This is a genomic window from Rosettibacter firmus (assembly GCF_036860695.1).
Taxonomy (GTDB): Bacteria; Bacteroidota; Ignavibacteria; order Ignavibacteriales; family Melioribacteraceae; genus Rosettibacter; species Rosettibacter firmus.
Map to the genome: position 1 here is coordinate 248588 of NZ_JAYKGJ010000002.1, position 22476 is coordinate 271063.

The window sequence follows — 22476 nt, forward strand, 5'->3', positions numbered from 1 at the left end:
AAAATTTTTATGAGAGAAAATTTCACATTACACTTAACAAGAAATAATTTTCAATTATTCAATGTTATGCCTGTAATATCAAGATGGTTATTTAATTTAATAATTCTTGTTTTAGCTTTTACTTTTTCAGAGAATTACTCTAAAGATCTGAAGACTTTATGGCCTTCTGTTAATAATGTTACTCGTCCATGGACAAGATGGTGGTGGCATGGTAGTGCTGTGAGTAAAGAAGATTTGAAACTAAATATGCAGGAACTTAAAAATGCTGGATTTGGTGGAGTTGAAATTACTGCAATATATGGAGTGAAAGGTCATGAAAAAGAAGATATAAAATTTCAATCACCAGAGTGGATGAATATTCTTGAATATACTTTAGATTTAGGAAAACAGATAGGTTTGGGAATTGATGTGGCTAATGCATCAGGCTGGCCATTTGGAGGTCCATGGGTTTCAGACAATGATGCTTGCAAAAATTTGAGATATAAAGTTTATACATTAAAAACTGGCGAAAAATTAAATGAAAAAATAAAGTTTATCGAACCACCACTTGTAAGAGCAGTAAATCGTAAAGTTGATATTTCAGAAGTTAAATATCCTATCAGTAGCAATACTAATTTACAGGAATTAGCTTTAGATCAGATTCGCTTTGAAAGAGAATTACCACTTCAATTACTTATGGCTTATAATGAAAAAGGAGATAAAATTGATCTTACTAAAAATGTAGATAAAGATGGTCAATTAAATTGGATTGCACCATATGGAAACTGGAAACTTTATGCAATCTTTATTGGATGGCACGGTAAAATGGTTGAACGGGCAAGCAGAGGTGGCGAAGGTAATGTTATTGATCATTTTTCAGAAAGTGCACTTAAAAATTATCTAAAACACTTTGATAAAAATGTATCTAAATTTCATTTAAATGGAATAAGAGCATTTTTCAACGATTCATATGAAGTTGATGACGCACAGGGACAGGCAGATTGGACTCCATTACTATTTGAAGAATTCAAAAGATATAGAAAATATGATTTAAAAAATTATTTACCTGCATTACTTGGAGATGATAAAGAAGAAATTTGCAATAGAGTAATATGTGATTATAGAGAAACAATTTCTGATTTATTACTGAATAGATTTACATTGGTCTGGAAAAAGTGGGCACGCAAGTATAATGCATTAATTCGAAATCAGGCTCATGGTTCACCCGCAAATATTCTTGATTTATATGCTGCAAGTGATATTCCAGAAACAGAAGGAACTTCAATAACTCGAATTAAATTAGCAACTTCTGCCGCAAATGTTTCTGGTAAACAATTAATTTCTGCAGAAGCTGCGACATGGCTTAATGAACATTTTCTTTCAACACTTTCAGAAGTTAAAAAAAATTTTGATAGATACTTTGCAAATGGTGTTAATCATCTTGTCTATCATGGTACACCTTATTCACCTTTTAATGAAGAATGGCCAGGTCGTCTATTTTATGCTTCAGTTCACTTTGCACCTACAAATACATGGTGGGAAGATCTTAAAGCTCTTAATTCTTATGTAACCAAATGCCAATCTTTCTTACAAAATTCAAAACCAGCAAATGATATTTTATTGTATTACCCGATTTATGATATCTGGTCTAATAGAAATAGTATCATGCTTAAACATTTTGGAACTAATAATGATGAATTGCCTGAAGATTTAAAATTCATTAGTAATAAGTTTTTAAATGAAGGATATTTATTTGATTTCATTTCGGATAAGCAAATTCAACAATTATCAGTAAAAAATAAAAATATTATATCAAACAATTATTCTGAATATAAAACATTAGTAATACCTGAATGCAATTATATTCCACTTGAAACATTTCAAAAAATTTTAGAACTGGCTAAAGAAGGAGCAACAATAATATTTCATAAAAATTTTCCTTACGATGTACCGGGTCTATTTAATTTAGAAAATCGACAAAAGCAATATCAAAAATTAAAAAGTGAAATAAAGTTTGTTTCATTTGCTAATTATGAAATATGTAATCTTGGTAAAGGGAAATTAATAAAAGGAGAAGATGTTGAAACAATCTTAAACATTGCAGGCATAATGCCTGAAACAATCACTGAAAACGGAATCTGGTTTAATAGAGTAAATCGCAAAGAAGGGATCTGCTATTTTTTTACTAACTGGAGTGATAAAGATATTGAACAATGGATTAAAGTACGTTCAACCGGAAATGATGCATTGTGGTTTGATCCAATGAATAATCAGGTTGGAAGAGCAGATATAAGAAATCTTAAAGATGGATATGCAGAAGTTTTTGTGAAATTAAGCAAAGGAGAAACTTTAATTTTGCAATGGTATTCATCTAAACAAAATGTTGAAAGATATAGATTCTATAAAGAAACTGATAATGTTATGAATTTCGACAATGAATGGGAAATTAAATTTTTGAAAGGTGGTCCAACTTTACCAGATTCATATTCAACTAAAAATCTGGAATCCTGGACAAAACATTCAGAAGATTTAAAATGGTTTTCTGGAACTGCGAGCTATAAAACAATTTTTCGTAAACCTGATTTTACTGCAGATGCCTTTATGTTAGATCTTGGTAAAGTATGTGAATCGGCTGTAGTCTATTTAAATGGTGAAAAATTAGGAACATTGATTGGACCGAAGTATCAATTAATTATTCAAAAAGAAAATTTGAAAGAGAATAATGTACTTGAAATACATGTAACTAATTTGATGGCAAATAGAATTATTTATATGGATAAAAATGGTACTAACTATAAAAAATTTTATAATATCAATTTTGCTGCTAAAGAAAGAAAAAATCTTGATGAAAATGGTCTTTTTACTGCGAAGAATTGGGAACCACTTGACTCGGGATTGTTGGGTCCTGTTAAGCTAATTGGATTACAATTTTTAGATTAAATAATTTTATATAATCATTATAAATTCACAACTCATTTCTTCACACCAAAAAAATATTTTCAATAAGTTATTCCTGAAACTGATATAAAATTTAATTAAGAATAAATTTTTAATTAAGGTGGTCATATGAAAGTTTGTATAGTTAACAAATCAATTATAGTCTTTCTGTTATTATTAGTTTTTTCATTTGAAAGCTTTCCACAAAAAATTAGTGAGAATAAAATTTCATTAAAGGGAAAATGGTTATTTCAAATTGATCCTGATGATAAAGGAGTAGAACAAAAATGGTATATATCAAAATTAAATGATGTTGTAAGATTACCAGGTTCTATGTTAGATAACAATAAAGGATATGATCCATCTCTTGATACTAAATGGACTGGAAGTATTTACGATAGCTCATGGTTCTTTCGACCTGATATGGCAAAGTACAGGCAAAAAGATAATTTAAAATTTCCATTCTGGCTTACACCAAATAAACATTATATTGGAGTTGCCTGGTATCAAAAGGAAATTGAAATTCCCGGTAATTGGGAAGGAAGAAAGATTGAATTATTCCTTGAACGTCCACACTGGGAAACAACGGTATGGATTGATTCCATTAAAATTGGAATGCAAAATAGTCTTTCAACACCGCATCGATATGATTTATCAAAAATTTTAAAACCTGGGAAACATACAATTACAATAAGAGTAGATAATCGCATAAAGGAAATTAATGTTGGTCCGGATTCGCACAGCATTACAGATCAAACACAAGGAAATTGGAATGGTATTGTAGGCGATCTTTACCTGAGAGCAACTTCTCCAGTAAATTTTGATGACATAAAACTTTATCCAGATATAAATAATAAATCAGTTCGAATAGTATTTGTAGTTAATAATATTACAGAAGAAAATAAAACTATCAGATTAAAAGTTGAAGCAGAATCATTTAATTCAGATAAAGTTCATAAAGTTGAACCGTATATTGAAGAAATAAAATTTAAAGCTGGTAAATCTTCTTTTGAAATTAATTATCCAATGGGAGAAGAAGTTCAACTATGGGATGAATTTAATCCTGCACTTTATAAGTTGACTGCTATTTTAAATGATGAATCAGGAAATATTGATAAACGTGAAGTACAATTTGGGATGCGTTCGTTTACAATTAATGGAACTCGTTTTGAAGTAAATAATCGTCAAGTATTTTTAAGAGGGACAGTTGAAAATTGTGTTTTCCCATTAACTGGTTATCCTCCTACGGATGTAGAATCTTGGGAAAGAATATTCAAGATATGTAAAAATTATGGATTGAATCATATGCGTTTTCACTCATGGTGTCCTCCAGAGGCCGCTTTCCAGGCAGCCGATAAATTGGGCTTTTATCTACAAGTTGAGGGACCAAGCTGGGCAAATCATGGAGTAACTCTTGGTGATGGATTACCTGTAGATCAATATCTTTTTGATGAAATGAATCGTATTGTTGATGCTTATGGTAATCATCCATCCTTTTGCATGATGGCATACGGTAACGAGCCAGCAGGTAAGAATCAGGTTAAATATCTTACCGAATTTGTTAATTACTGGAAAGCTAAAGATAATCGAAGAGTTTATACAAGTGCTTCGATTGGTAGAAGCTGGCCATTGGTACCCGAAAGTCAATTTATTGTTCGATCAGAACCTCGTGGCTTACCCTGGGATAAGCGGCCTCAGAGTATTTTTGATTACTACGATAGAATTGAAAAATATACTGCCCCATACGTTGTTCATGAAATGGGGCAACATTGTGTCTTCCCAAATTTTAAAGAAATAAAAAAATATACTGGTCTTTACAAAGCTAAAAATTTTGAATTGTTCAAAGAAGAATTAGAAAAAAATAATATGGGAGACCAGGCAGAAGACTTTTTAATGGCTTCAGGTAAATTACAGGTTTTATGTTATAAATCTGAAATTGAAGCTGCACTGCGTACAAAAGGATTAGCTGGTATTCAACTTCTAAGTCTTAATGATTATCCAGGACAGGGGACTGCTCTTGTTGGTGTACTTGATGCTTTCTGGGATGAAAAAGGATATGTAACTGCAAATGAGTTTAGACAATTTTTTGGTGAGACTGTCCCATTAGCTCGTTTACCAAAATTTGTTTTTAAAAATAACGAAACTTTTCATGCTGATATTGAAATCTTTCATTTTGGGAAACAACCACTTTATAAAGTTATACCTGAATGGGAAATAACTGATTCTAAAAATAATATAATTGCAAAAGGTTCTTTTATAGTAAAAGATATACCTATTGGCAATTGTATCCCTTTAGGTGAAATTAATTTCCCGCTTTCTCAATTCAGAAATGCAATAAAACTAAATCTTATTGTATCTGTTGCTAATTTTAAAAATCAATGGGAGTTCTGGGTTTATCCTGCAGATCTTAATATTAATTATGGTGATATTTATTTTACAAATAAACTTGATGATAAAACAAAATCTATATTAGAAAATGGTGGTAAAGTTTTTCTAAATGCTGCGGGTATTGTTGAAAATGGAAAAGATGTAGTTCAATATTTAAATCCTGTATTCTGGAATACATCCTGGTTTAAGATGAGACCACCACATACATTAGGAATTTTATGTAATCCAGAACATCCAATTTTTAATTATTTCCCTACAGAATTTCATAGCAATTTACAATGGTGGGAAATATTGAATCGACAGCAGGTTATGAATCTTGAACTCTTCCCGCCCGAATTTAAACCACTTATCCAGCCAATTGATACATGGTTTCTAAATCGCCGTCTTGCAGTTTTATTCGAAGCAAAAGTATTGAATGGTAAAATTATAGTTTGTAGTTCAGATCTTCAAAATAATGAAGAAAGACCTGTAGCAAAACAATTATTATATAGTATCACGCAATATATGTTATCAGATAAATTCAATCCTGAATATAAAGTTGATTATTCTATTATCGAAGAACTCTTTGAAAAGAAAGAAAGACCACCTGCAATAAATTTTTATACAAAACAAAGTACAGATGATTTAAAACCAAATATTAAATAAAAAAGTGAATAACAAATTTTAATATCTCAAAAAGAATAGTAGCTTAAATTTATCTGCAACTATAAAGTATTTTTCATTTCCAGAAAGACAAAAAATTATTTATCATCTTTTTCCCTTAGGGCAATTAAATCTAAGAATCTAATCCTGACAATTTTTAATTCATTTCTAATTTTTATTCAATAAAAAATGGAGGGGAGTATGAAATCAAGATTTCACTTTTTCATTTTAATTTTAGTATTATCTTTTTACAATTTATTAGCCCAATATCCGCAAAAGTATGATTCACTAAAATTAGTAGTAATCCCAGCAGAAAAATATCATGCATATCGTCCTGGATTAGAATCAAAAACTGGCGATACTTTTACAATGGAAGATTCTATTGCAGGCTTTATTGGGAAAGGCTATATGAGAGCCAATATGGCAAAAGGAGATGGTAGTATAACAAATGCAGAGACCATTAATATTAAACTTTCTTATAATGTAGAGTTTGTTGATACAGGAGTTTATTATATATGGGCATTTGTATATTTCCCGAATGATAAAAGTGATTCATACTTCTTTGGTACCGATGGAAAAGTAGTTGGACAGGTTGCTGGACAACCACGTGGTGTATGGTCATGGCATAAAGGAGATAAAACCATTCATATTGATTCAACAGGTGTTCATTCTCTTGATTTCTTTGGTCGTGAACCTAATGCACTTTTAGATCACATTATTATTACTGCAAGTGCTACTTTTGATCCAAATGTAAATAAAGAATGGGAAAGCTGGGGATTACCAAGTTTCACACAAAAATCTGATACACTTGGTTTAGTAATAATGCCAGCAGAAAAATATGATTTCTATCGTCCAGGTCTGGGTATTAAGACTGGTGATACTTTTACAATGGAAGATTCAGTTGCAGGCTTTATTGGACAGGGTTATATGAAAGCAAGAATGGCAAAAGGTGATGGGAATATTACAAATGCAGAAACAGTAAATATTAAGCTATCATATATTGTAGATTTTGTTAAAACAGGAACTCACTATTTGTGGGCAAATGTATTTTTCCCTGATGGAAACAGCGATTCATATTTCTTTGGAATTGATGGTAAAGTTGTAGGACAGGTTTCAGGACAACCACGTGGTGTATGGTCATGGCATAAAGGAACTGCAACCTTTGAAATTGATACACCTGGTGTCCATTCAATTGATTTCTTTGGACGTGAGCCAAATGCACTTTTAGACCATATCATTATTACACCGAATCCTAATTTCGATCCTAATGTAAATAAAGAATGGAAACCTAAAGTTATAGCATTTGTTAGCTTACCTGGTAAAGTTGATCCTGCTACAGGTGAACATTTAGACAAACCATTTATTGATGATTTAATAGCTGAAGGTTATGAAGTTTATACTTTATATCATACTTCACTTGAAACGGCACAGCAGAGTTTTATTGATAGTTTGAATTCAGCAGATCTGGTAATAATTGGACGTTCAGGTTTTAGTGGCGATTTTGGTGGTACACATAAAGTAGCATGGAACAATATTAGATCTCCTTTATTGCTACTTCAACTATGGGCAGCTCGTAACAATAGATTAAACTGGTTACCTACAGGTACAACAACTTCTTATGATACAGGTGGTGAAATTATAAAAGCAAAAATTGAATTACCTGATGATCCAGTTTTCACAGGCGTTAACATTGGTGTTGATAGTACAATTAATTGGTGTACTACTCCTTATGATTTTATGGGAACAACTGATGGTGGTAATGGTGTTGTGCTGGCACGCGAAGTTAATAGTTTGAATGTTTTATTTGTAAGATGGGAGCCCTGGAAAGAATTTTATAATGGTTCTATTGATCGACCAGCAGGTTATCGTACTTTAATAGGAAATGGGAATGATCATGCTAATGCAACACTGGGAAGTCCAGTAAACTATTATAATTTCACTCAGGAGTCTAAACGTATTTATCTGAACGAAGTTGCTCGTATGGTTCAATTAGGTAAAGTTGAAGAACCAGTTTCTGTGTCAGATGCTAAAAATAATATTCCGTCTAAATATGTTTTATTGCAAAATTATCCTAATCCTTTCAATCCCACTACAACTATTGAATTTGGATTACCTGAGAAAAGCAATGTAAAAATTTCTGTTTATGATATTCTTGGGAGATTGGTTACTACACTATTAGATAAAAACCTGAATGCTGGTTATCATAAAGTAACATTCAATGCTTCGAATCTTACTTCTGGTGTTTATTTCTATAAAATTGAAGCTGGTAATTTTGTAAAAGTTAAAAAGCTAATGTTAATCAAATGATTATCATTATAGATAAAATGCTGTAAGTAATTAAGTAATACTGAATATTAATTTCACAGAAACTTTTCAGAGAGATAAAAGATTATGAAACGATCTGTGCTTAATCTTGTAAATCAAATCTGGTATACTTTGATTTCAATTTTTAGTTTGAATATAATTTTATTTTGTAATACTGTATCTGCACAGGATCTCAAACCGATTAAATTATCCTGGCTGGGAGGTACGCCCCCATCATTACCTTCTGGAATTAGCTGGGGTGTACCTCTCCCAGAAGGAAAGATTAAAACAATTAATCAGTTTCAACTAAAAAATTCCAGAGGAGAAATTCTTCCTTTACAATCATGGCCATTAGCATATTGGCCAGATGGCTCTATAAAATGGATTGGACTGAGTACAGTTGTTGATGGTAATTCTGATAAAGAATTTGAATTAAGTATTATAAAAAAGTCGAACAATATTTCTTTAAATAAAAAGATTGAGATAAAAGAAACTGATAAAAATATTCTTATTAATACTGGAATTCTGGAATGTAGTATTCCAAAAAATGGTTATAATCTTTTTGATTTTATTAAAATCGATGGTAACATAATTTCATCGGGTGGAAGTTTAGTGTGCATTTTGCAGAATGGAGACGATTCAGAAATTGGTACGCAACCTTCAAAAGAAAAATTTATTGGAGAAATTGAAAAAGTAACAGTTGAACAAAATGGGCCAGTAAGATCAGTAATCAAAATTGAAGGCAAACATGTATCAGAATCTGGAAATAGACGCTGGTTATCTTTTATTGTTCGACTCTATTTTTATGCAGGATTACAAACGATCAGGATTATTCATACATTTATTTATGATGGTAATCAACAATATGATTTTATTCGTGGTTTGGGATTAGTTTTTAATGTCCCACTAAATGAACAATTATATAATCGTCATATTCGTTTTTCTGGAGACGATGGAAGGCTATGGGCTGAACCATGTCAACCTTTAACAGGTCGATTTCCACTTGATAGAAATGATAGTATTTATTCAATTCAGTTAACTGGAGAACGCATTGCCGAAATCAAAACTTTTTCTGAAAGACAACAATTTTTAATTAATAACTGGGCAAGCTGGAACGATTTTAAATTAATTCAACTGAATGCAGATGGATTCAGAATATTAAAAAGAACAAATGATAAAAGTGCATGGATTGATGCTGGTTACGGTAAACGATCAACAGGTTTGGCTTTTGTTGGAGATGTATCTGGTGGATTGGCTATTTGTCTTCGTGATTTCTGGCAGTCTTTCCCTTCAGCTTTAGAAATTTCGAATATTAAAAAAGATACTGCACAATTGAAAGTATGGCTCTGGTCTCCCGATGCTGAAAAAATGGATATGAGACATTATGATACTCTTGCATGGGGACATAATTTAATTGCAAGTTACGAAGATGTTCAACCTGGATTCAGTACAGCAACTGGTGTTGCACGCACTTCTGAATTATTACTATACGCATCTTTGAATGTTCCTTCTTATGAAATATTGAATAAAATTGCTTTAAAAGGAAATAATCCACCTTTACTTACTGTTTCTCCAGAATATATGCATAATATTCCAGTATTCGGCATATGGAGTTTACCTGATCGTAGTTCAAAAATAAAAAGCTGGTTAGAAGATCAACTCGAAAAAGCTTTTGAATATTATAAACTGGAAGTAGAACAACGTCACTGGTATGGCTTCTGGAATTATGGCGATATACAACATAGCTATGATGCTAAGAGACACACATGGAAATATGATATAGGTGGCTATGCGTGGGATAATACTGAACTTATGCCTAATATGTGGTTATGGTATAGTTATTTACGAACAGGTCGACAGGATATATTTAGAATGGCAGAAGCTATGACACGTCATAATAGTGAAGTAGATGTTTATCATCTTGGTGATTTTAAAGGTCTCGGTTCACGACACAATGTGATTCATTGGGGATGCGGTGCAAAAGAAGTTCGTATTTCTCAAGCAGCTCTTAAACGTTTCTACTATTACTTAACTACAGATGAACGAACAGGAGATTTAATGCACGAAGTTGTTGAAGCTGCAAACGAAGCTATAGGTAAGTATGATCCATTACGTATGATACTTGAAAAAAGTAAATATCCAACTCATGCACGAGTTGGACCAGATTGGCTTGCACTTGTTGGGAACTGGATGACTGAATGGGAGCGAACAAATGATACTCGTTATCGTGATAGAATTTTAATTGGTGTGAATAGTTTGTATGAAATGCCTTATGGATTTTTTTCTGGTAAAGATGCTGCATTCGGTTATGATCCCAAGACTTACAAATTATATCGCTTGAATGATAATTCAATTGGTTCAGCTCATCTTTCAGTGTTAATGGGAGGTCCCGAAGTTGCTTTTGAATTAACTCATTTACTAAAAAATGAAAAGTGGAATAAACTATGGCTTCAATTCTGTAAATTATATGCAGCACCAAAAGAAGAAATTCAAAAAGAATTTGGTGTTGAAGCTGAATTGGGTAAACCAGGTTCATGGTATGCAAGATTACCTGCCTATTATGCAAAAGTTACAGGAGATAAATCTTATGCTGAAAGAGCATGGAAAGAATTTTTTAACTCTGGATCACGATTCCAAACAAATTTTGAAATGGAAAAATTTGATGAGATTCAAACCTTACAACCACTTTATGAAATTAAATGGATATCCACCAATAATACTGCACAATGGTGTTTAAATGCAATTGAATTACTTGATATGATTGGTGATGATATTCCTGAAAATATTCCTTTACCTGATGATAAAATTCAAACTAAGAATTCTGTTAATCAATATGAAAAAAGTGAATTACTTTACGAAGATAATTTTGATAAAGATTTGAGTAATTGGATTATAGAAACTAAAAGTTCTCCACACTCTAAAGTTGAAATAAAAAATGGTGAACTGGTTATTGATGTTGAACATGGAACGACTGTCTGGTTCAATAAAAAATTATCTGGTAATATCTTGATTGAATATACTCGAAAAGTTATTGTAAATAATGGTTACAACGATCGATTGTCTGACCTTAATCAATTCTGGATGGCTACTGATCCACGTAATGAAAATTTATTTACACGAAAAGGAAGTTTTTCTGAGTATGATTCTCTTAGACTTTATTATGCTGGTATAGGTGGAAATAATAATACTACCACACGTTTTAGAAAATATCAGGGAAATGGTGAACGCACTTTGTTAATCGATTTTCAGGATAAAGAACATCTATTACAACCTAACAAAACATATTTCATTCAAATAGTTGTTTATAACAATACAACAAAATTATTTGTTGATGGCAAAGAATATTTTACTTTTACAGACAGCGATCCACTAACCGAAGGTTATTTTGGTTTTAGAACTGTGAAATCACATCAAGTGATTGACAATTTTAAGGTATATCGACTTAAGTAAATATTTGATGATAATTCCTGATTAGTTTAATTCAAGGAAATTTGCTTGCTAACATAATTTCTTTTAGCTCGTAATTATAAATTAAAAAATTATGCGAGTATTTATTCATGAGAACTAAGCACACTTTGTTAATTGTTGAAATAATTTTATTATTATTTTATTCAACAATAATTGCTCAAATTGGTAGAAGGTTTCCATCAGAAAAAAAAGTTATAACCGATCCAGTTACTGGTTCTAAATTAATATTCTTAACAAGCACACAGGCAGGGGATTCAAAAATATATCCAACTCATACTCAATGGACTTCAGATGGCAACTGGATAGTTTTTAGATCTAATCGGGTTCGGCATGAATTAATGGCAGTAAATGAGAACTCAGGTGAAATTGTTCAGGTTACTGAAGGAGGCTATACGGGAACTCCACTTGTTTCCAGAAAATCTATGAAACTATATTATATGCGAGATTCAAAAGAAAATCCAGGTTCTCGAGAAATTGTTGAGACTAATTTAGAGAAGCTTTTTAATGATATAAAAACAAATAATTTAAAAGGTGCATCAGAATATCAACACGTTTGCGGAGTTATACCATCGGAATTTGAAGCCTATGGTGATTTAGCTTTAGATGCAAACGAAGAATGGATATGGTTTCGAGTTGGTCGTAATTATGCAATGAAGTATTTACCAGAAGGAACTAAAATAGAAGGAAACTTTGGTCCTCGAAATATGGGTGCTGGTCCGTCTGGAATTGCAGGATTTAATGTCAATACTGGAGAGATTAAATATGTTATTTCTGTTCCTTTTCAGATAGGTCACATACAAAGTAATCCATGGGTTGCTGGACAAATAATTTTTTGCTGGGAAACTGGAGGTAAATCACCGCAACGAACCTGGATAGTAAATTCAGATGGAACTGGATTGAGACCACTCTATCCTGAAGCACCTTATGAATGGGTTACTCACGAAGTTGTTATTACTCCAGATGAAGTTGCTTTCGCTATTATGGGTCATAGAAAAATTCCTGGTAATTATAATGATACAACAATCATAAATGATGTGTCTAACTTAGGACAGGAAAAAGAATGGGGAAATACAGGAACAAGAGAAAAACCAACAGGACTTGCTGTAGTAAATATTAAAACAAAAGAAATGTTTATAGCAGGTCAAATAACATACGGTAGTGGTTTCTGGCATGTTGCTGGTTCTTCCGATGGACGATTTTTAGCAGGCGATAATTTTGAAAGAGAAATTTATTTAATAGACAGACAAACTCATGAAATGATTTTACTTTCTGCTGGTCATAAAACTACTGCAAGAGATCATCCCCATCCTTCTTTTAGTCCAGATGGCACTAAAATTTTAATCCAATCTGCAATGCTTTCTGAAGATGGAAGATCAATGAATCTTTGCATTATCCCTGTTCCTGATGAATGTTTAAAACGGAATTACAAAAAATAAATTATAAAATAGAATAAGGAGGATTAACCGTGAAACAAATTGTTTTTCTCATAATTATTTTCTTTTTGAACTTAATTTCTTTTGCACAAAATGATATTGATGAAATTGTAGTAAGAAGAGTAGCTGATTATATTCTTGAACATGGAGAGTTAGGTTTCAAAGATATTAATACTGGAAAAATCTATAAATCAACTAAAGAAGTACCAGATGGGGCACAGCTTAGATTCTTAAATCCATTTGGTGAGTGGCATTATACAAATGGTGTTTTGAATATGGCATTAATAAACTTATCTAATCTTATGGGTGATAAGAAATATGCAGACTATGCAGCATCGCACATAGCTTTTGGAATGGATAATTATAAATATTTTCAAGCTCGTTATAATAAAGAAAAAGATGGACCACATTACATGTTCCCATTTGGTCAACTCTGGACTATGCGTGAACTGGATGACTGTGGTGCTATGGGAGCCAGCATGATGGATGTTTACGAATTTGTTAAACGTAAAGATTATAAAGAATATATTGAAAATGCTGCTAAACATATTACAGAAAGACAGGAACGTTTGGATGATGGAACATTGGTTCGAACATTCCCCTACAAAATGACTTTATGGGCAGATGATTTATATATGAGTGTTCCATTTCTTGCAAGAATGGGAAAATTTTCAGGTGATAAAAAATATTGGGACGATGCAATTCTCCAAATCAAAAATTTTTCAAAATATCTATGGGATGAAAATAAAGAACTATACTGGCATTGTTATTATTCCGATTTGAAACGTAATGGTGTTGCACATTGGGGTAGATGTAATGGTTGGGTGATGATGGCTAAAGTGCATCTTTTAAACTTCTTACCAGAAAATTATCCAGGTAGAGAAGAAGTAATTAAAGATCTCGAAAGACAAATTTTAGGTATTGCAAAATATCAAAGCAAAGAAGGATTATGGCATCAGTTGCTTGATAAAGAAGATTCTTACTTAGAGTCTTCTTGCACAGCAATGTTTGTTTATTCAATTGCAAGAGCTGTAAATCAAGGATGGATAGATAAACGCTATGCTTCAATTGCAATTAAAGGATGGGAAGGATTAAAAGCACATAAAATACAACTCGATGGCCAGGTTAAAGATATTTGTGTTGGAACAGGAATCGAAGACAATTTAGTTTTTTACTATGAACGCCCTGCACGTTTGAATGAAAAACATGGTTTAGGAGCAGTAATTGATGCAGGAATCGAAATAATTAAATTAAAGAAAACTTTGAATCAAAAATAGTTGATACTTTCTAATATGATAAGAGTTATTAAAATTTATTAATAAACTTGTATGGAGTTGTATATGAAAAAAATTGCATTTAAGATGAAATTAAAACCTGGTTATAAAGAAGAATATAAACGTAGACACGACCAGATATGGCCAGAATTAAAAGAATTGCTAAAAAATAGTGGAATTAGTGATTACTCAATCTTTTTAGATGAAGAAACAAATACACTTTTTGCTGTTCAAAAAGTAGAAGGGGATTCGTCTTCTCAGGATTTAGGTCTTAATCCTGTAGTACAAAAATGGTGGAAGTACATGGCAGATATTATGGAGACAAATCCCGATTTCTCCCCGATAACAATACCATTAGAAATGGTATTTCACATGGATTAATAAATAAAAGGTGAATTTATGGAATCATTTATGAGTATTATTCTTATTGCAATCGGCAGTATATGTGCTGCCAGTTTTTATGTACCAATAAAGAAAATTAAAGAATGGTCATGGGAATCTTATTGGATTGTTCAGGGAATTGTTTCATGGATAATTGCACCATGGGTCTTTGCATACTTTACAGTACCTGAACTTGGAAATGTACTTGCTAATTCACCTGCTAATGCAATATGGGGAGCAATTATTTTTGGTGCATTGTGGGGAGTTGGTGGACTTACATTTGGTTTAAGTATGCGATATTTAGGTGTTGGACTCGGTCAATCTGTTGCTCTTGGTTTTACTGCAGCTCTTGGAACTTTAATCCCGCCTTTTGTCTCGGGTAGAAATTTATTTTTAACACACGAAGGAAGATTAATTCTCTTAGGTGTTGCCGTTTGTGTAACAGGAATAGCTATTGTTGGTTATGCTGGTGTTTTAAGATCTCGTAATATGCCAGAAGAAGATAGAAAAAAAGCAATAAAAGATTTTGCTTTGAAAAAAGGATTATTAATAGCAGTACTATCGGGATTGATGAGTGCTTGCTTTAATTATGGTATTAATGGAATACCAGGTGTTGTCGATGCAGGTTATGTTATTCAGAAAGTAGCAGCTGAGTATAATACTGATCCATTGTTTGTTGTTAATCCAGCATATATTCTTGTAATGTTTGGAGGATTTTTAACAAACTTTGTTTACTGCATGTACCTGAATTTTAAGAATAAAACTTTTAGTGATTATTATTCTGTTAATAAAAAAGTTCTATTTAATAATTTATTGTTCTGTTTATTAGGTGGTACACTCTGGTACTTACAATTCTTTTTCTTTGGTATGGGACAAAGCAAACTTCCACAGGCAATGTTTGTTTTTGGCTGGAGTATTTTGATGGCTCTTAATATTCTTTTCAGTAATGTATGGGGATTGATTTTAAAAGAGTGGAAAGGTGCTGGAGCTAAAACTATGGCAACTTTATTTTTTGGTTTAATAGTTCTTATTCTTTCAACATTTGTAATCAAATTATAACTTACAGAATCTTTGGAGGTCTAAATGAAAAATCAAAAAAATATAGAACAGGCATATCAAAATGCTAAACAATTATATGCAGACTTGGGTATTGATACAGATCTTGTATTAAAAAAGCTTGATGAAATTGAGATAAGTTTACATTGCTGGCAAGCTGATGATGTCGGTGGATTTGAAACTCCCGATGCAGAGTTAAGTGGAGGAGGTCTTCAGGTAACAGGTAATTATCCAGGTAAAGCAAGAAATGTAGAAGAGTTGCGTTCGGATATCGAAAAAGTTATGAGTTTACTACCTGGCAAACAACGTTTGAATCTTCATGCAATATATGGAGATTTTAAAGGTAAAAAAGTTGATCGTGATCAGATAACAATTGAACATTTTCAAAGCTGGATTGATTGGGCAAAAAAATTAAATATTGGTATGGATTTTAATCCAACCTGTTTTTCGCATCCATATGCAGATGATGGGTTTACTCTTTCATGTAAAAATGAAAAACATCGTAAATTCTGGATTGAACATGTTAAACGAACCAGAGAAATAGCTGCAGAAATAGGCAAACAACTTGGTAAACCTTGTATTAATAATATCTGGATTCCAGATGGTTCAAAAGATATTTCTGTTGACCGCTACACACATCGTGCATTATTAAAAGATTCACTCGATGAAATTTTCAAAGTCGAATATCCAAAAGATTATTTAAAAGATTCACTTGAAAGTAAATTATTTGGAATTGGTTCAGAATCAATGGTTGTTGGCTCTCATGAATTTTATTTAGGTTATGCAATTAAAAACAATAAGATGATTTGCATTGATAGTGGACATTTTCATCCTACAGAACAAATTGGAGATAAAATTTCAGCTCTCCTTCTTTTTGTTGATGAATTGTTATTACATGTAAGTCGTGGTATTCGCTGGGATAGTGATCATGTTGTTATTTTTAATGATGAAGTACAATTTTTAGCTCAGGAAATTGTTCGTGCTAATGCTTTAAATAGAGTAAATATTGCTCTTGATTTTTTTGATGCAAGTATAAATCGGATTGGTGCATATGTAATTGGCACAAGAGCTACTCAATTAGCATTATTATATGCACTACTTGAACCAACACATTTATTAAAAGAACTCGAAGAAAAAGGGAAGTATTTTGAAAGACTTGCTTATATCGAAATAATGAAAACAAAGCCATTCGGGGCAATTTATGATTATTATTGTCTCATCAATAATGTACCTGTTGGAGATTATTACATTAATGAAATTCAGAAATATGAAAAAGAAGTTTTAAGTAAAAGGAGCTAATATTAATTTATTGCATTCATTTGTATTTATAAGCTTTTGATCATTACAATTCTTTTTTCGCCGATATTCCCCATAATAATATTTTACATTAAATAAAAGTAAAATTAATTTGTAATGATTTGATAATAATTTTCAATAAGGAAATTACTATGAATCGTCGTGAAGCAATTAAAAAAACTGTTGGTGTTATAGCATTAACAGCTTTATCACCAGCAGTTACACCATTAATTTTTAGCAGTAAATCAAAAAAGGAATTTAATGTTTTGAAATTTGGAGCCAGAGGAGATGGTAAAACTCTTGATTCTCCTGCGATTCAAAAAGCAATTGATAATGCACATGCTTCTGGAGGAAAAGTAATAGTTCCTGAAGGATATAAATTCTTAATTGGCACAATTGAACTTAAAAGTGGTATAGAATTTTTTATTGATCAGGGAGCTGAATTAATTATCAGTACAGAACAATCGCATTATAAAAATTCAACTGCATTTTATGCAGATGGTGCAGAAGAACTTATTATTTCAGGTTATGGCAATATAAACGGTCGTGCAGTTGAATTTATGTCTCATTACGAAGAAGCAAATGAATGGTGGATCCCTAAAGAATGGCGACCTAAAATGTTCATTCTTAAATCCTGTAGAAATCTAACCACAAAAGAATTTACATTTGGCAATGCTCCTGAATGGGGTTTACATATGCTTGGATGTGAAAATGTATTAGTTGATGGCATTAAAATAAGAAATCTTCTTAATGTCCCTAATTGTGATGGAATAGATCCAGACCATTGTAGAAATGTTGAAATCAAAAATTGTGATATTGTTTGTGGTGATGATGCAATAGTTATTAAAGCAACAAAACAGGAAATTGATTATGGCCCTTCATCAAATATTTATGTCCATGATTGTGTACTTGAAACTCAGGACTCAGGTGTAAAAATTGGTACAGAAACAACTTCTGATATTAACAAAATTACTTTTGAAAATTGTAAGATTAAATCCAGTTGCAGAGGATTAAATATCCAGCTGCGAGATAATGGAGTTGTAAGTGATATTGTTTTTAGTAATATAGAATTTGTGTCTAAATATCATTCTGATCCATGGTGGGGACGTGGTGAGGCTATTTCGTTTACTGCTATTCCAAGAAATAAAGATACAAAATGTGGAAAAATTAAAAATGTTATTGTAAAGAATGTAAGTGGCAAAGCTGAAAATAGCATAAGAATTAATGGTACTAAAGAAAGTATTATTGAAAATGTTCTTTTAGAAAATGTATCTGTTGAGTTTAATAGATGGACAAAATACAAAGGAGGACTATTCGATAACCGTCCCACTACAGTTTATGAACCTATTGAATATTGTGATAATCCGGGAATAAGTATCAGGTATGCAAAAGATATCATGATAGTAAATAGTTCAATTAATTGGGGTAATAATATTCCTGAATATTTTAGTAATGCAATTAAAGTTGAAAATTCTCAAGGTGTCAAAATAAAATCGTTTACTGGCAAATCTGCTAATCCGAATTTATATGAAGATATAGTTTTTCTATAGGAGTGTAATTTATGAAAAAATTGTTAGCATGTATATTTGTTTTCCTTTTCTCTTTTTCAGGATTTTATCTTGATAGAGAAGATGTAACATTTCCGGTATTTCAATTTCCGCATGATCGCATTCCAGTTATTGATGGTAATCCTGATGATTGGGCAATAGTTCCAGAATCATATACAATAGGTATTGAACAAGCCTGGGAAGATTCTGGTAAACAGGATTCTATTAATAAAAAAAATCTTGATTTTAAAGTAAAAGTTGGATGGGTAAAAGGATTAAATAGACTTTATTTTTTATACGAAGCTTACGATGATTTCTGGAATTTTTGTCGCAACGATCATCATAATGATATTTTTGAAGTTGTGGTTGATGGCGATTTGTCAGGTGGTCCCCTTGTTGACCATGCACATTATAAAGTATGGACTCCAGAAGCTGTTGGAACTGATCGTGTTAAATTAGATCCACGAATTACTCCAGAAGATGAACACTGGTTGATTCACGGAGTTCATGCACAGAATTATCATATTTTTACTCCACCAGGGAAAAAAGATTGGTGTATGGTCTGGGGTATTCAGCCCTGGATTAAAGAATTTCCTTATGCTCTTTCTGCTTGCAAATATAATTTCACAAGGACAGGCCAATCTGGTAAATTAATTTTAGAATTTTATATAACTGTCTTTGATTATGCCCCTGCTGATGGACCTGCCAGAGCAGTCGAATCAAAATTTGAAGAGAATAAATTAATTGGTTTATCATGGGCGGTGATTGATTATGATGATTCTACTTCAACAAGCCACAATGGATTCTGGAATCTATCACGTCATCATACAATGTATGGAAATGCATCTTATCTATGTTTATTCAAATTAATGCCACTCTTACCAGAATTTTTACCAAAATTGAAAGCAAACTGGAGTTTTAAAGTTATTGACTTTGAAAAGAGAATTGTTGCTTTTAAAGATCTCTCAATCGGTAATATAAAAAAATGGAAATGGGATTTTGGAGATGGAAATTATTCTTATGAACAGAATCCTGTTTATCAATACAAAAAAGGTGGTGATTATAATGTTACACTTTATATCGAAGGTCCTGATGGCAAAGATCAATTAACTAAAGTTTGGGATGTTAGTTTTAAGTAATTTTAAAATGTGAATAATTTATTAAACTAACTTATATTGGAATAAAAAAAATAATGTGTAAAGATCTATTACCATAAATGAATTTTAGAGGTTAATATGTTAAGAAAAATTGTGGTGAATTTAATATTTCTCTTTCTTTTTTCTTCAATTTATTCCCAAAATTTAATTAGTGAAAAAACTGATTTAATTACCAACATACTTAATCGAAAATTTATATCATTAAATGGTAGATGGAATTATATAATTGATCCATATGAAAATGGTTACTATAATTACAGACGCCAGCCATATGATGCTACAGGAGAAGATCTAAGAGGATTCTATGCAAATTATAAACCAAAAGATAAAACAGAAAGAGTAGAATATGATTTCGATTTGTCACCTGCAATGACAATACCTGGTGATTGGAATTCTCAGGTTAATGAATTAAAATTTTATGAAGGTACAATCTGGTTTAAAAGAAATTTTGTTATAAATAAAAAGGATGATAAAAGATATTTCCTTTATTTTGGTGCTGTTAACTATGAAGCACATGTTTACTTAAATGGGAAAAAACTTGGTGTCCATGTTGGTGGTTTTACTCCATTTAATTTTGAGGTGACACAATACCTTAAAAATGGAGATAATTTTATTATAGTAAAAGTTGATAATACAAGAAGATTGGATGGAGTTCCAACTGTAAATACAGATTGGTGGAATTATGGTGGTATTACACGAGATGTATTATTGATCGAAACAAATCAAACATTCATTAAAGATTTCTTAATTCAATTGAAAAAAGATAACAACAAATTAATAGAAGGTTTTGTACAATTAGATGGCATTAATAAAAAACAAAAAATAAATATCACAATTCCATTAGCTGGAGTTCAATATAAATTTAATACTGATGAAAATGGTTTTGCAAAATTCAATATCCCTGTAAAGAATTTAAAACTCTGGTCTCCCGAAACTCCTTTTCTTTACGATGTAAATATCATTGCAGAAACAGATACTTTAAAAGATCAAATTGGATTCCGTACAATTGCAGTAAGTGGAACAGATATTTTATTGAATGGAAAACCAATTTATCTAAGAGGAATTTGTATACATGAAGAAAATCCTTTAAAGACAGGTAGAGCTTACTCAGAAGGAGAAGCATTTATGTTATTAAACTGGGCAAAGGAATTAAATTGTAATTACGTTCGATTGGCACATTATCCACACAATGAATATATGATAAGAACAGCTGAAAAATTGGGATTGCTGGTCTGGGAAGAAATTCCAGTCTATTGGACAATTCAATGGGAGAATAAGGAAACTTTACAAAATGCTATTAATCAGTTAACAGACATGATTATTCGAGATAGAAATAGAGCAAATGTTATTATATGGTCTATTGGCAACGAAACACCAGTGACAGAACAAAGAATAAATTTTATGAGAACTCTTGCAGAAAAAGCACGTCAATTAGATAGCACAAGATTAATCTCCGCAGCACTTGAAGTTCATTCACTAAAAGAAGATCCCACAACTTATGTTATCGATGATCCACTGGGAGAATATCTTGATGTTTTATCATTTAATGAATATATAGGATGGTATGATGGCAAACCAGATAAATGCGATAAATTAAAATGGCAATTCAAATACAATAAACCAGTTTTGATAAGTGAAACAGGAGCAGGTGCTCTTCAGGGATTTTATGCAGATAGTGTAACTGTGTGGTCAGAAGATTATCAGGAATATTTTTTCAAGAAGCAATTGAATATGATTAAAAATCAAAAGCAAATTAAAGGATTAACTCCATGGATACTTGTGGATTTTAGATCGCCAAGAAGACAACATCCAGTTTATCAAAACTACTGGAATCGTAAAGGATTAATTTCAAGTTCAGGCATTAAGAAAAAAGCTTTTTATGTTTTGAAAAAATATTATGATGAAATTGAAAATACCAGTAAGCATTGAGAACTAAAAATGGGAACAAGGTAAGAAAATCAACGAAAATATAATCAAGCTAAATTTTATTCAAAGAAGAACATTTAATTTTTTTATTCTTTAAAATCAATTTATACAGCTTATTTCATTGAAATTAACAGAACTCTGCGTTTCTTAAGAATTTCCCTATCAATAATTAATCATCTCTATTACACATCCTTTATTTCACTTCTTGATTTTAGAACCTATGCTTATTATTTTGGTATAACATAAAACTTAGAAAACGGAGGTTATTATGGCTTCGGAAGATAATGGCTTGGGAAAAGGTTTATTAATTGGTTTTTTAACTGGTGCAGCTGTTGGTTCTATAATTGCATTATTATTTGCACCTAAATCTGGCAAAGAATTAAGAGAAGATATTAAGAAAAAGTCTCAGGATTTTATGGAAGATGCCGAAACTTATTTATCTTCTGCAAAAGAAAAAGCTACACAATTAATTAATGAGGGTAAAAAAAAATCTGAAAAACTTGTTGCTGAAGCTAAAGAGAAAGTAGATGCCCTTTTAAGTGAAGCAGAAAAAATTTTAAGCGAAGCAAAAGATAAGGCAGGAAATGTTGTACAATCAACAAAAGAAAAAGTTGAAAAAGAAGGGGAGAGATTAAAAACTGCAATAAAAGCCGGGGTTGATACATATCGAACCGAAAAAGAAGCTTGA

The 22476-nt window shown here is 31.5% G+C and carries 13 protein-coding genes; all 13 read left to right on the top strand.

Annotation, left to right across the window (positions count from 1 at the left end; translation table 11 throughout):
* The first annotated feature begins 9 nt into the window (after positions 1-9).
* The 13 genes from VJY38_RS07970 to VJY38_RS08030 all read left to right on the top strand — a co-directional run bounded on the left by VJY38_RS07970 (position 10) and on the right by VJY38_RS08030 (position 22476).
* Positions 10-2919 (top strand): glycosyl hydrolase, encoded by a 2910-nt coding sequence (locus VJY38_RS07970; RefSeq protein ID WP_353680159.1) that lies wholly within the window; start codon positions 10-12, stop codon positions 2917-2919.
* Between the two features lie 126 nt (positions 2920-3045).
* Positions 3046-5949, top strand: a complete 2904-nt coding sequence (locus tag VJY38_RS07975; RefSeq protein ID WP_353680160.1) for an exo-beta-1,4-galactosidase — start codon at positions 3046-3048, stop codon at positions 5947-5949.
* Between the two features lie 198 nt (positions 5950-6147).
* The gene (locus VJY38_RS07980) at positions 6148-8253 is read left to right on the top strand and encodes a T9SS type A sorting domain-containing protein (protein WP_353680161.1); all 2106 of its coding nucleotides are present in this window, start codon (positions 6148-6150) and stop codon (positions 8251-8253) included.
* Between the two features lie 84 nt (positions 8254-8337).
* Positions 8338-11700: an exo-rhamnogalacturonan lyase family protein gene (locus tag VJY38_RS07985; protein WP_353680162.1), complete on the top strand. Its 3363-nt coding sequence runs from the start codon at positions 8338-8340 to the stop codon at positions 11698-11700.
* Between the two features lie 107 nt (positions 11701-11807).
* A complete protein-coding gene (locus VJY38_RS07990; protein ID WP_353680163.1) occupies positions 11808-13154 on the top strand; it encodes a TolB family protein in 1347 nt (448 codons plus the stop codon).
* Between the two features lie 29 nt (positions 13155-13183).
* Positions 13184-14428 (top strand): glycoside hydrolase family 88/105 protein, encoded by a 1245-nt coding sequence (locus VJY38_RS07995; RefSeq protein WP_353680164.1) that lies wholly within the window; start codon positions 13184-13186, stop codon positions 14426-14428.
* A 63-nt stretch (positions 14429-14491) separates the two neighbouring features.
* A complete protein-coding gene (rhaM, locus tag VJY38_RS08000; protein WP_353680165.1) occupies positions 14492-14806 on the top strand; it encodes an L-rhamnose mutarotase in 315 nt (104 codons plus the stop codon).
* Between the two features lie 18 nt (positions 14807-14824).
* Positions 14825-15865, top strand: coding sequence for an L-rhamnose/proton symporter RhaT (locus tag VJY38_RS08005; protein ID WP_353680166.1), 1041 nt, complete (start codon positions 14825-14827; stop codon positions 15863-15865).
* Between the two features lie 24 nt (positions 15866-15889).
* The gene (locus VJY38_RS08010; protein WP_353680167.1) at positions 15890-17161 is read left to right on the top strand and encodes an L-rhamnose isomerase; all 1272 of its coding nucleotides are present in this window, start codon (positions 15890-15892) and stop codon (positions 17159-17161) included.
* Positions 17162-17310: 149 nt separating this feature from the next.
* Entirely contained in the window at positions 17311-18708 is a 1398-nt protein-coding gene (locus VJY38_RS08015; protein ID WP_353680168.1) for a glycoside hydrolase family 28 protein, read from the top strand.
* Between the two features lie 11 nt (positions 18709-18719).
* Positions 18720-19844, top strand: a complete 1125-nt coding sequence (locus VJY38_RS08020) for a PKD domain-containing protein (RefSeq protein ID WP_353680169.1) — start codon at positions 18720-18722, stop codon at positions 19842-19844.
* 96 nt (positions 19845-19940) lie between these two features.
* Positions 19941-21791, top strand: a complete 1851-nt coding sequence (locus VJY38_RS08025) for a glycoside hydrolase family 2 protein (protein WP_353680170.1) — start codon at positions 19941-19943, stop codon at positions 21789-21791.
* Between the two features lie 265 nt (positions 21792-22056).
* On the top strand, positions 22057-22476 hold the full coding sequence (locus tag VJY38_RS08030) for a YtxH domain-containing protein (RefSeq protein ID WP_353680171.1): 420 nt from the start codon (positions 22057-22059) through the stop codon (positions 22474-22476).